Annotated in this window: 10 protein-coding genes; 4 read left to right on the top strand and 6 right to left on the bottom strand. The window is 47.4% G+C overall.

The features are described from left to right. The first annotated feature begins 364 nt into the window (after nt 1-364). A complete protein-coding gene (locus tag P6910_RS16440) occupies nt 365-2926 on the top strand; it encodes a hypothetical protein (RefSeq protein ID WP_317142357.1) in 2562 nt (853 codons plus the stop codon). A gap of 208 nt (nt 2927-3134) precedes the next feature. Here P6910_RS16440 and P6910_RS16435 read toward each other — a convergent pair whose 3' ends face one another. The 6 genes from P6910_RS16435 to purM form a co-directional block, all read right to left on the bottom strand. Then, on the bottom strand, nt 3135-4430 hold the full coding sequence (locus P6910_RS16435) for a hypothetical protein (protein WP_317142356.1): 1296 nt from the start codon (nt 4428-4430) through the stop codon (nt 3135-3137). Between the two features lie 98 nt (nt 4431-4528). Then, nucleotides 4529-5632: a membrane-bound lytic murein transglycosylase MltC gene (gene mltC, locus P6910_RS16430; RefSeq protein ID WP_317142355.1), complete on the bottom strand. Its 1104-nt coding sequence runs from the start codon at nt 5630-5632 to the stop codon at nt 4529-4531. 101 nt (nt 5633-5733) lie between these two features. Then, nucleotides 5734-6141: a lactoylglutathione lyase gene (gloA, locus tag P6910_RS16425; protein WP_317142354.1), complete on the bottom strand. Its 408-nt coding sequence runs from the start codon at nt 6139-6141 to the stop codon at nt 5734-5736. 163 nt (nt 6142-6304) lie between these two features. Beyond that, entirely contained in the window at nt 6305-7057 is a 753-nt protein-coding gene (locus P6910_RS16420; protein ID WP_317142353.1) for a DUF3108 domain-containing protein, read from the bottom strand. A 123-nt stretch (nt 7058-7180) separates the two neighbouring features. After that, nucleotides 7181-7846: a phosphoribosylglycinamide formyltransferase gene (gene purN / locus P6910_RS16415; RefSeq protein ID WP_317142352.1), complete on the bottom strand. Its 666-nt coding sequence runs from the start codon at nt 7844-7846 to the stop codon at nt 7181-7183. 81 nt (nt 7847-7927) lie between these two features. Then, the gene (gene purM, locus P6910_RS16410) at nt 7928-8983 is read right to left on the bottom strand and encodes a phosphoribosylformylglycinamidine cyclo-ligase (RefSeq protein ID WP_317142351.1); all 1056 of its coding nucleotides are present in this window, start codon (nt 8981-8983) and stop codon (nt 7928-7930) included. Between the two features lie 314 nt (nt 8984-9297). On the opposite strand from purM, the gene P6910_RS16405 reads away from it, so the two are divergent. The 3 genes from P6910_RS16405 (at nt 9298) to hda (ending at nt 12458) form a co-directional block, all read left to right on the top strand. Next, nucleotides 9298-10389: a DUF2066 domain-containing protein gene (locus tag P6910_RS16405; protein WP_317142350.1), complete on the top strand. Its 1092-nt coding sequence runs from the start codon at nt 9298-9300 to the stop codon at nt 10387-10389. Nucleotides 10390-10467: 78 nt separating this feature from the next. Beyond that, nucleotides 10468-11535, top strand: a complete 1068-nt coding sequence (locus P6910_RS16400; protein WP_317142349.1) for an AI-2E family transporter — start codon at nt 10468-10470, stop codon at nt 11533-11535. Between the two features lie 206 nt (nt 11536-11741). Then, the gene (gene hda, locus P6910_RS16395) at nt 11742-12458 is read left to right on the top strand and encodes a DnaA regulatory inactivator Hda (RefSeq protein ID WP_317142348.1); all 717 of its coding nucleotides are present in this window, start codon (nt 11742-11744) and stop codon (nt 12456-12458) included. The last annotated feature ends 5 nt before the right edge of the window (nt 12459-12463 follow it).

The raw sequence follows: 12463 nt of genomic DNA, 5'->3' as shown, positions 1-12463 counted from the left end.
TGTTATTCATCAAATTAATGTTTTTGACCCAGTAGGATTAATGTAGAATATTTAGCTTCTTATTTAGTTAGATTGTTTTGTTAATAGGCTGAAATATTGAGTAACAAAAACAAAACCGAGGCTCTTTAATAAGGTGACCTGAGTCAATGAATTGTTTTTTTATGCTTTTTCGGGTTAAGTCAATTGTTTTAATTCAATATCCTTTCTGCTGTTAATTGATCCTTTTATCGCTCTTGTTCGTTTCCTTTCTGTAAAGATGAAAGTGCGAACAGTCACGGGCGAACTGAGATCAAAAATTCTTGTTAATAAAGCTTATTTAAATACCCCCTCGCCGAGAATGATGAAAAATAATTACAAGGGAAAAATGATGCAATACACTCGTTTAGCCAAAGCTATTTCATTGACTCTACCCGTGATATTGCTGGCAGGCTGTGATGATGTTCTAAATGACGATGTTGAAGAAGTGACACTGCAACCCCAGACGTTAAAGTTTGATCCGGCCAATGGTGTTATTCCTTACCCCAATGATATTGCCGGATTTGATGAAGATGGCACGCTGAAAGTACCCGGAGAGACAGACTGGGTTCATAATCCGAAAGATAGCCCCAATACATTCTGGAACTACTACGGCACTCAGCAGGGCTGGGGTACATCAGTGCCTGTGGTTCTGGAATTTGCCAAGGCTCCGGAAGAGTCAGGCGGTTCGCCCAGTATTGATCCTGCTACTTTCGAGGGCAGCATTAAAATGTTCCGGAAAAGTGATGATGCTTCCCTTAAAGAGCTGGATTGGAATAAAGATTTCCGGGCGATTCTGGCAAAAGCTGGCACTATCAATATCGAGCCTCTGAAGCCCTTTGATGAAGCTAGCCGCTATTTTGTCGCTCTGACAACGGGCGTTCAGGACGTTCATGGTCGACCCTTGCAGGCATCATCTGCTTATAAGCAGCTATTAAGCAGTAATGATGAAATGGGGCTGCATTTGCAAGAAGTTATTGATCAGTTGGAAGGCGCTGGTATTTCTGATAGCAGCATTCTTTATGCAGCTGATTTTACTACGGGCAGCAATATCAGCGTAATTCGACCCGTTGTCGAAAACTACCTTAGTGAGTACTCATCAGAAACCAAAATCACAAATTTAGTAGCAGAGGCTGTTCTAACAGGTACTGAGAAAAATACGCTGGTTAATGAGTTTTCTGATCTGCTGGAGAAGGAAGGCGTATCAATTCCGGAACCAGAGTCGACAGAAATCCCTGAATATCGGGTTTTCTCTGCGACCATCAACTTGCCAGCCTATCTGGACACACCTGAGATGGGGATGAACTGTGATTACAATGAATATGTTGATAGTATGCAGGAAGGCGGCAGCCATGACAGTCATCCTGAAAACTTCAATGAATACAGGGTAGCACCACAGGAATTCTGTTCAGGTGCTTTCAGTTATTTTCAGACAAACGACGGTACGCCTATAAATGCCAACAATGCTTCTGATATTCGGGTCTTTAGAGAGCCTGATCAAAATGCCATAAATGCCAGAATCTATCTACCTGTTGGTGAAGTTCCCGAGGCTGGATTTAAAGTGGTTATGCATAGCCATGGCTTCGGTAGTTCAAAAGATGAGGCTGAACTGTTTGCTGAACAACTGGTTGGGTCCGGTTATGCTGTGGTTGCCATCGATCATCCCCTGCACGGTGACAGAGTGGTGGATATTGATGGCGACGGTGTCGCCGATCTGGACGCTTCGGTGCGTCGGACTGACTATGCCAGCCCTGAAAATCTGTTAACCACCCGTGGTTTTATGTGGCAGTCTGCCCTGGATTATGTGGGCATTCGAATGGCGATAGCCAATGGTGTAGAGGACGATCAGGGTAATATACTTCTCGATACCAATAATGTGCACATGCTAGGGGGGTCACTGGGGGGGATTCACAGCACTATTATTTCTGGAATGATCAAAGATGCTCAGGAGAATATTCCCGGTTACAAAGAGCAGCTGGATCTGAAGACGACAACATTGAATGTACCCGGTGCAGGTGTAGCCACTGTATTGATGCAGTCTCCCGTTTTACTGCCAGAGTTGAAAGAAGACATTCTGCACTCTGCCGCTTTCCGTTTATTTATGGCTGAAAAACTGGGTTTATATGATCCTGTAAGACAGCTTTCGAAGGATGAGAAAGTGACTGCTCTGGATAAAACCGATGAGTATCGCAATGGCTTGGAAGATGTTGATCTGACCCAGCCTGAGCAGATTACCGATGAACAGATACTTCAACTGGCTAATGATGTGCTGGCCGCCAGTGCTGCCATGGGTAACTCAGCGCCGACCGACTTTGCTGAATTTGAAGAGCAAGTCTGGGTAGCCTACGAAAGCGCGGCCGAGATTGCTTCTCAGGCCATCACTGACCCTTCCGATCCAATCAGTTATGCCAGAGTGCTGGCTCAATATCCCGATGAGCCCATTCTGCTGACAGAGGCTGTCGGTGATGGTTCAAATGATCTGAATATACTGGGTCTTGGTATTGCTCTGGCGACAGAGGGTAATGAATACAATCCGGGTGACTTTGTGATTGTAAACCAGAGTGATGAAATGCCTCTGGGTGGTACAGATCCTTTAATCAGAACCCTGGGTCTGGATCTGCTGGTCGGCGGTGAAAATGGTGAAGAAGACGTAACCACTATCCGTGGCGCTGCCCGTTATGGTTATGGCACTCATGTGTCCAGCTTTGTGCCAATGCCTGTGGCTATGATTGATCCGGATCTGCTGCCAAATGACATGCAGGTTCATAACAGCATTGTTGGAGCAACTATTTCATTCATGGACTCAAATGGGTCTTTTGTGAAGGTTAAAAATCGTGGCTTTACTAATGGTGATGATCTGTTGTTAATTGAGGAGGATTTTGCAGATCAGCCTGAATATAAGAGGAGATAATCCTCGTTTTAAGGTGGGTGTTTAAAACTCTGGTTCTCATGCTGCTGCGTGGGAACCCATATCTTAGCCCATGCGGTAGAGTCCATTTTTCACGGTGTATCGATTCCCATTGGGAGTGTGAGAATGTGTTGGGGACGAGCTGTCTTTGTCATTAGCCTTTTTACGTGTGCAGCTGAACACTGACAGGATTAGTTTGTGGCTTTTCGGGTTATTCTTTTCTACATTTCTCAAATTCACTCTTTGCATATTGGAAACCGGGAGCATCGGGAGCATAATAGAGTTCATTAAATAAGTCTTCGGTTTTAATCTTTGCTGATTCCCCATATGTCCAGCGATCTGCAAACCTGGTTTCAGCTTCAGTTTGTGTTACTGTGAATAACAACTTACCCCTGTAATAGACGATATACCAAGTATCGCTAAAGCCTTCACAGTATAGACAGTCACAATTCGAGTCGGTCACTTCTGGACCTTGTGAAATATCGGAAGGGTCAAGGTATTCAAGTAATTCAATGGCATTTCTGAATACCTGAATATCCGGGCTAGGAGATTCAACTCCATAATTCGCATCGTTTTTAATGAGAATAGCTATTAACGTATTCATGTGCTCTATGATTGCTGAAACAATGTCATCAGCTGTTGTGTTTGATTCATCTGTTTCGGTGTCAGGCACTGCGTTAACAAGTGACTCAGAATGCTCATCTACTTCTTGTAAACTGGTTTTTTTCGCCTTTTGTCCAGTCGAACTTTCTGCGGTACTCAGCGTCTCTTCAGCTAACTCACTGCCATTGGATGCTTGCCGGAGTTTGCAAACGCCATGACAGGAATCGACGTGACAATCGAAACCCAAAGTATGCTGTTCTTGTTCAGGGTCTTTGTCACCGTCGCCACATAAAAACGACAATAGCCTTTTGATAGGTCCTGTAACATGGCTGGTTGCCCCTGGGGCTTGCTGACCCGATGATCCTGATGGCGGGTTTTGTTGGTTGCTTTGTTGTTTGTTTTGTCCGGGGAGCGTCATAGTGGTGATCGTAAACGGGTCAACCCGACTTACCTCCAGATGTTCCTTCGGGTTAAACAGCAATGAATCGGGGTTCCAGTAACTTTTTAAAAGCCAGCCGACTGCGACAAACACTTCTTCAGGTATCCATGAATAAGGTTTGCCCCTCAGGGCAGGGTTCCTGGTGGTCAGGATCAGTTCGTATGCAATCAGCACGTTGGTGGCGTAAAGCAATTGCCAAGAAATGGACTCAATAAAGGTCATTTGTAGCCCGTAACCCTCAGGTTTGTTTGGCTTGTCATCATGCGGCAAAAAAACTGCGTAGCCGTTTGTGTCGGCAGGGTACTTCGGATTGTCCAACAATGGATTCAGGCTGCGCTTAACAGAAAAGGTTTGAGTGCTCTGTTTATGCTCGATAACAAAACGTCTTGTTAACGATTCTGCCTGACAGATGGCAGACAAAGACAAAAGCAGTAACAGGAGTTTCGCAAAAAACGATCGTTTCATTATTCGATTCATACGTTATTAATTTTGTGGAGAGGAAAGGTAGATCACGACAGTGGTAGTTCAAGAAAGTAAGTGTGTTTTGCGGTCAAAAACCAAATTCAGACATCGCCTTTATAAAAGTCTTTCTGAGCTTTGGTGACTTTTTTCAGATAGTTTCTTGATTCCTGTCTGGGGTGTTTGCGGGTGAGAGACCAATACGCTTCTTCTGGTTCCATCTCATTGAGGATTTCTATAGCCCGGGTGCGATTGGAATGGAAGGTTTTCAAAACATTCCCTGTTCCACCATTGTAGGCAGAGATAATAGCGTAATGTTTTACCAGTGGATCTCTGACATTTTTCAGGTAGCGGGTTTCAAGAAGGTGCAGATAAGCGGTGCCTGCATCAATATTATTAAACGGGTTGAAAAGATATTGTCTGCTGGGCTGTCCACTGCGACGTTTGACCAGTTTGAAAACATCTCTTCCTGCCGTTGATGGGATAATCTGCATCAGTCCATAGGCATTAGCATGGCTCACAGCGTAAGGGTTGAAGCTACTTTCTGTCCTCATGATCGCATAGATCAAACTTTCCTTAATCTTGTATCTTTGCGACATCTGTCTAACGATACCGGCGTATTGATACTGCCTTTTGATCATATGGTCGCCAACCAGATCAAGATCAACAGAGTAAACGGTACCCTTGGTGCTGGCGCGAGTGGTTAACTGATGGTTAATCAGATAATCGGCAAACTGACTGGCTCGCCACTCCCAGCGTATAGGCTGTCCCTGATGGTCCACAACCTGTCCATAAAGCATGGGCTCTTCCCCGATGGGGACGGCTTTGTCGCTGAACAGGTCAACTTCATCAGGATTGTAAGGCGTTAGCAGGGTGACAATAATCGCGTGTTTCAGGTCTTCTCTATCCAGCGTTTCAACGTGAACCTTGCCCTGTTCAAAGTTAACAAATACCCGGGTGCGGTAATGGTTGGTGTATTTAACGTATTCCTTCCTGCTGGCACTTTTTTCGTCACCCCAGTTAACACGGGCCTCTGTTGACAGAATCCGAACCAGGGCTTCAAATGCGATCACATCTTTCTGGACACTCTTGACGGCCTTAACCGTTGAGTAGACCTCAGCTGCAGGTCCACCCAACTCTCGAACCACAACATCAGTCGCATAGTTAACGGTTGAATTTCTGGAGCAGCTTGAAACTAGAGAGATCATCAGGCAGAGGCCAGCTATTCTCTGAGTCTTTTTGATAGCGGTATCGGAAGGTTTTTCAGAATTGTCTGGCATTGACTGGTTCACTTCCCTGTGTATTGTCCTTATCCCTGAAGTCCCCGGGATGCACTTTTGTTCTGGATCATTTCGATTTTGTAGCCGTCGGGGTCTTCTACAAAGGCGATCTCTGTCGTTCCACCCTTGACCGGGCCTGGTTCACGGGTAATCTTGCCACCGTTGGCACGGATGGTCTCACAGGTTACATAGATATCATCAAAGCCAATGGCTATATGACCAAAACCCGTACCAGGGTCATAATCACTGGTACCCCAGTTATAAGTCAGTTCAATAACGGCCTGTTCTGATTCATCGGCATAGCCAACAAAAGCCAGAGTGTATTTGTATTGCTCATTATCGTGCTTGCGAAGCAGTTTCATACCCAGGATATCAGTATAAAAAGCAATGGAACGATCGAGATCGCCCACTCGAAGCATAGTGTGGAGAAGTCTCACGGAAAGCTCCTGACATTGAGGTGAAGGAGTGTTGAAACAGGAGCTACCATTTTATCGGAAACCCGGAGCAACAGACAGCGCATTCGTTATATCTGCGCACCACAAAACCGGATAGTCTTGTATAAAACTTGTGTATCGGGATGAGCTGAGTCCTCCGCAAGATCTACTTTGATGGAGTGGGGGTGATTCCTTTAATACTTCTGCCATCCAGTTCACCACCTTTGAACTGAATCAGGTAGTCTGAACCGTTTTCTTTTTGATGCAGTTGCACCAGAACATAATCCCAGTCTTTGGCAAACCAGATCCAGGTTTCGCGGTCGTTATCTTCGCGGACCACTTTTACACGGGTCGTATTGAGCGGGCCGGCTGGTGTATTCAGTACTTCATCAGCTTCAATCACAAACCGTCTTTCGTAGATTTCATCATCGTCAACAATTGGGTAGGTCAGCTCTTTTTTTCCTGCCTTCAAGTCCAGCCGAAGTTGGAGCTGGTATGAGAGAGGGTCCTGGACGCCTGATTTAAATGGGATCTTTGATTGTTTCTCAGCCTGTTGCCAGGAGGCTTCCATGGATTTCCAGTCAAACCGGGCTGTTTTGGCTGGTTTGCTGCCTATCCCCTTTCGCTCGTATTGGTAATCCTGGGGAAGTGCCTGACCCTTTTGTAAATTGAAGCGACTGGATTCATCCAGACTGATGGAAGCGATCATGACCGATGCACTGGCACCAAAATCCAGAACCCACTGGTCTCCCTCTTTTTTCAGACTGCGTGTACCTGAGCCACTGATGCCGGAGACTTTTGCTTTATATTCCGCTGTGAATGGCTTTAACGTGGCTTCTTCGGGTTTTGCAATGGAAGGAGTGCTGGCGATCAAGAGGCCAGAAGCCAAAAGGGCCGAGACGGTCTTGAAAGAGGTCATCAGGATAATTCCTTTTTAAGGGAAAACCTCCTGCCGGTAATAGGGAGGTCTTCACAGCCTATGGCCACTCATTAATGAAACCGTTGTTAATGCTTGAATCAACAAGAAATGTCTAAAACGGAGTCAGTTTGCTGTGGCGATACTTTTTTCAGATATACGATATCCTTGAGGACCAAGCGGCTTTTTGTCAAGTGATATGGCATCGTTTTGGATCGTTATTCGGCCAGAAGCAATCCAGTCTATAGCCTTGGGGTAAAGGTGGTGTTCCATGACCTTGACTCTCTGTTCAAGCGTCTTCGCTGTATCAACATCAGTGATATCCAGCGTCGCTTGCATTACAACAGAACCACTGTCCAGCTCTTCCGTGACATAGTGAACCGATGTTCCATGCTCTTTGTCACCTGCATCCAGTGCTGACTGATAGGTATTCAAACCTTTGTGCCTGGGGAGCAGGGAAGGGTGTATATTGATCAGTTTTCCCTGATAGTGCTTAACAAAAGCACGGCTGAGTATGCGCATATAGCCTGCAAGTACAACCAGATCAGGTTTAAACTCATCAATACGCTTCACCAGCTCAAGATCAAATGATTCCCGGCTGGAGAAACGTTTATGGTCAAGGCTACAGGTATCAACCCCTGCCTTGCTGGCTCTCTCCAGACCATGGGCATCAGGGCGGTTGCTGAGCACACCGACCACCTGATAGCAATACTGTTCCTGCCGATCGAGAATGGCCTGTAAAGTGGTACCACTGCCCGATAGCAATACGACGACTCGATAGTTATCCGTCATTTCCGCTCTCAAGATTCTTAACTCATATTGAAGAAGGCTTGAACAAGGCTAAGAAAATGCAGCTCAAGCCCTTTCTTTCTCTTAACGGTAAACGACTTTGTCGCCGGAACCCGATTCCATATGGCCGATGATAAAGGCCTCTTCGCCCAGCTCATTGAGTCTGGCAACGGCCTGTTCACTCTGCTCCCGGGGAACGCAGACTATCATGCCAACACCGCAGTTAAAGGTCAGATACATTTCTGACTGGGCAATGTTGCCAGCTTGCTGCAGGCGTTTGAACACTTCCGGGATTTCCCAGCTCTTGGTGTTAATGACAGCAACACAGCCATCAGGAATAACCCTTGGCAGGTTTTCAGTCAGACCGCCACCGGTAATATGTGCCATAGCATGGACTGGTACTTCTTTTTGAAGCTGCAGCAGGGGTTTGACGTAGATTCGGGTTGGAGCCATCAGGGCTTCAGCCAGAGGTTTGCCGTCGACTTCACTGGTCAGGTCTGCCTGACTGACTTCCAGAACCTTGCGGATCAGGGAGTATCCGTTAGAGTGCGGACCGCTGGACTTCAGGCCGATCAGAACATCGCCGGCGGCGACTTTGCTGCCATCAATGATATTGGACTTTTCAACGACACCGGTGCAGAAGCCCGCCAGGTCATAGTCTTCGCCCTGATACATACCGGGCATTTCTGCGGTCTCACCACCAATAAGGGCACAGCCAGCCTGTTCACAGCCTGCACCAATGCCAGTAACGACCTGCTCGGCCACGTCAACATTGAGTTTTCCGGTTGCGTAGTAATCCAGGAAAAACAGGGGCTCGGCACCAGAAACCAGCAGGTCGTTGACGCACATGGCCACCAAGTCAATACCAATGGTATCGTGCTTGCCCAGATCCATAGCCAGTTTCAGCTTGGTGCCGACACCATCAGTGCCGGAAACCAGAACCGGCTCCTTATAACCTGATGGTATCTGGCACAAGGCACCAAAGCCTCCCAGGCCGCTCATTACTTCGGGACGTGAGGTGGCTTTGGCTACATGCTTGATACGATCAACCAGGGCGTTGCCTGCCTGGATGTCGACACCTGCGTCTTTATAGCTCAGGGAAGAAACAGGGGAATTTGTATCGCGGTCGCTTTTGCTCATCGGAGATGTATCCGCACCGTGGAATCTAAAGTGGATTGATCAGAGCGCGCATTCTAACGTAACCCGTAAAATTCATAAAGCCGCCTGCTATTGCTTTGGTTTTACGGTTGGCCGCCTGTTGTTTTATAAAGATTTTCTACAAAGCCAGAAAGTTATGGCAAAATATAGGGATACTCGGCTCCGGGCGTTTCGTCTGGGTAAATTAGTACTCTATACAAAGATAAGCAGTCTTGTCGGAAGTTGCTAACATTTCATAAACCGGACCTTGGCTTTATTGGTGTTTATGACTGTTTGTTCAGGAAGAGTGCCTGTTTTTGATTCCGGACATTATGTACAAAGCATGCAAGCTGGAACGATTGTTCCCATTTTCCAGACTGATATTTACTCTTCTGCTGGCCCTGTTGTCTTTTCAGCTGCCTGCTGCAGAGATGAGCGGACTTTATCGTGCCGGCGTACCTGTTACCGGTCAGGGCAATGATGAAAGGGAGGCCGCCATTAAGCGGGCTTTGTCTGAGGTCCTGGTTAAAGTGACCGGGCAGCGCAGTACCCTCAGTAACAAGGGGGTTATACAGTCACTTAAGAATGCCTCTGCGCTGGTTCGGAGTTTTGGTTATGAGCGCCGTGATACCGGATCAGGACAGCAACTTTTCCTTCAGGTGCGTTTCAATGAAGCGGCAGTTAATCGACTGCTGCGAGAAAATGATCTGGGGATCTGGGGTTCCAACCGACCAGATACCATTGTCTGGTTAGCCATTGAAAAGCAGGGGGGCAGGCAGGTTTTGAGAGAAGAAGCAGACTCGCCTCTGGTGAGTGATCTGGAGCATGTTATGGCTGCCCGCTCATTGCCTCTGACTCTCCCTCTCATGGACTTTGAAGACAATGCCGCGATTTCTGATGTCGATGTCTGGGGGCTGTTTTCGGACAAGCTGGGTCAGGCGTCAAGAAGATATGGTTCTGAGGCCGTATTGGGGGGGCGTCTGAGCGAAGTTCGTGGACGCCATTATAATGGTCGCTTGGTTCTTCTCTTTAAAAATCAGCAGTTTGATGCCACAGTCGCAGACCTTTCTGCAGAAGGACTGGCTCTGGCCATTGCTGATCTTATTGGTAATTCCCTTTCCCGGCACTATGCAGTTCTCTCGGGTGGCAGTAGTGTCAATCCGATGCTGGTAGTGGAGGGTATTGCCAGCACGCAGGACTATGCAGGGCTGATTAAATATCTTAAAGGTTTGACGGCGGTCAGGGATGTAATGGCAGTCAAAGTTGGCGGTAATAAAATTCAATTGGAGCTGCTAATTGATGGTACGCTGAGTCAATTGTCGGATGCTATTGCCCTGGGGCGGAAGATGAGAGCGACTGGTGCTGACGAGGTCAACCAGACGTTGCAATACCGTTGGTTGGGAGGCTGACAGGAAGTCAGATATTAAATTCCGGAGTGCGGTTTTTTTCATGCACCCTGCAAGGCGAGTTGCAATAGAAGGAAAAAAATGACCAGACAGCAACAGTGGATGCTAGCAGGCATCGTTTTGGTTGGCGTAGTGCTGATTAATTTTGTCGGGGCGGTCATGACACCCTTTGCGATCAGTGCTGTGCTTGCCTATTTAGGCGATCCGCTGGTTGATCGTCTGGAAAGGCTGCAGCTCTCCCGGTCGCTTTCGGTGACACTGGTTTTTCTGGTGATTTTTACTTTTCTGGTACTGATGCTGCTCATCCTGATACCGGCCTTATTCCAGCAAGTCAAAACCCTTATGCAGTTGCTTCCGGTCTGGGAAGAGTGGATTAGAATCAATGTCATCCCAAGACTGGTTGAATACACCGACCTGGACCCAGAGTGGTTTGATATCAGTCAGCTGGTCAAGGCCGTGGCGGGTGAATGGCAAAAAGCCGGTGGACTTCTGGCTCAGCTTGGTCGTTCAGTAACCAGCTCAAGTCTGGCAGTAATAGGTTTTCTCGTGAATCTGTTCCTGGTTCCGGTTGTGACTTTTTACCTCTTGCGCGACTGGGATCATATGATGGAACATATCCGTCTGATGCTGCCTGTCAATCTTGAACCTATTGTGGTTGAACTTGCCAGTGAGTGCGATGAAGTATTGGGCGCTTTCCTCAAAGGTCAGCTTATGGTCATGCTGGCCCTGGGATTGATCTACGGTCTGGGACTCTGGGCGGTAGGCTTGCAGTTTGCGTTGTTGATCGGACTGCTGGCAGGGCTGGTCAGTATCATTCCTTATATGGGGTTTGTGGTCGGTTTCACTACAGCCATCATGGTGGCTGTTTTTCAATTTGACAGCTACCTGCCGCTACTTTTGGTGACCGGTGTGTTTGCCCTGGGACAAGCTCTTGAGGGGTGGGTACTGACACCTTATCTGGTGGGTGACCGGATTGGTCTGCATCCGGTGGCGGTTATCTTTGCGCTGATGGCGGGTGGGCAGATTCTGGGCTTCGTCGGGATGCTAATAGCACTGCCATTAGCAGCCATTATTATGGTACTCTTGCGTCATCTGCATCGAAATTATAAGGCGAGCCACCTGTATAATGCTGGTGAGCCGAAGGAGTAAGGTGATCTATGCCTGCAGCGAACAGAAATCCATTTTACCATGCTATTCAGACGAGGGATGAGTGAAGTGATTTTGTTGCAGCTGTCTCCTGCAGATTCTATCAACCCGCTGAAGCTGGTATTTTTTAATAGAAATGCCGCAATAGAGGGTTCGGAATGTCTATCCATTGTCAAGGTTGAGCGGCATTTCCCGCTCAAGGCTGTTTAATGTCGTATGTGAGCCAGCCTGTGCAATTACCGCTCAGTGTTCAGATTAGGGACGATGCCACCTTTGAAAACTTTTTCAGCGGAGATAATGCTGCGCTGGTCAATATGCTGGATATGGATCAGCAGGTCGGTGGAGTAGACTCAGAACAGTTTATCTATCTCTACGGAGCCCCCGGCGTTGGCTGCAGTCATCTTCTTCAGGCTGCCTGTCACCAGGTTGATCGCAGAAAAGGCCGTAGTATCTATCTGCCGATGAAGGAGCTTGTTCACTATCCTTCAAAGCTGCTGGAGGGTATGGAAAGACTTCAACTGGTGTGTGTTGATGATGTTAATGCTGTAGCAGGCATACCAGAGTGGGAAGAAGGGCTTTTTGATCTGTTCAATCGCCTCAGGGATTCCCGGACTCGCTTGCTGGTGGCAGCTGATTGTCCACCTAAAAGACTTGCTATCCTTTTGCCCGACCTGGTCTCGAGACTAAGCTGGGGGTTGGTGTTTCAGGTTCAGCCTCTCAGCGACAGGGACAAAGTGTCGGCATTGCAGCTTAGGGCTCATTTGCGTGGGCTGGATCTGAATGAAGATGTGGCCCGGTATATCATATACCGCAGTAACAGGGATATGGGGCACTTATTCAAGATGCTGCAGAAGCTGGACAGTGCTTCATTGAGGGCCAAAAGGAAGTTGACCATACCCTTCGTCAAACAAGTCATGAATTGGTAATCAAG

The organism is Endozoicomonas sp. 8E, from assembly GCF_032883915.1.
Classification (GTDB): domain Bacteria; phylum Pseudomonadota; class Gammaproteobacteria; order Pseudomonadales; family Endozoicomonadaceae; genus Endozoicomonas_A.
The sequence above is the reverse complement of the archived record's forward strand: the minus strand, read 5'-3'. Positions and strand labels throughout refer to the sequence as shown.

Coding starts and splice junctions, on each gene's coding strand:
- P6910_RS16440 (WP_317142357.1), top strand. CDS start 365: ATGATGCAATACACTCGTTTAGCCAAAGCTATTTCATTGACTCTACCC.
- P6910_RS16420 (WP_317142353.1), bottom strand. CDS start 7,057: ATGACCTCTTTCAAGACCGTCTCGGCCCTTTTGGCTTCTGGCCTCTTG.
- mltC (WP_317142355.1), bottom strand. CDS start 5,632: ATGATCTCTCTAGTTTCAAGCTGCTCCAGAAATTCAACCGTTAACTAT.
- purM (WP_317142351.1), bottom strand. CDS start 8,983: ATGAGCAAAAGCGACCGCGATACAAATTCCCCTGTTTCTTCCCTGAGC.
- hda (WP_317142348.1), top strand. CDS start 11,742: ATGTCGTATGTGAGCCAGCCTGTGCAATTACCGCTCAGTGTTCAGATT.
- P6910_RS16435 (WP_317142356.1), bottom strand. CDS start 4,430: ATGAAACGATCGTTTTTTGCGAAACTCCTGTTACTGCTTTTGTCTTTG.
- purN (WP_317142352.1), bottom strand. CDS start 7,846: ATGACGGATAACTATCGAGTCGTCGTATTGCTATCGGGCAGTGGTACC.
- P6910_RS16400 (WP_317142349.1), top strand. CDS start 10,468: ATGACCAGACAGCAACAGTGGATGCTAGCAGGCATCGTTTTGGTTGGC.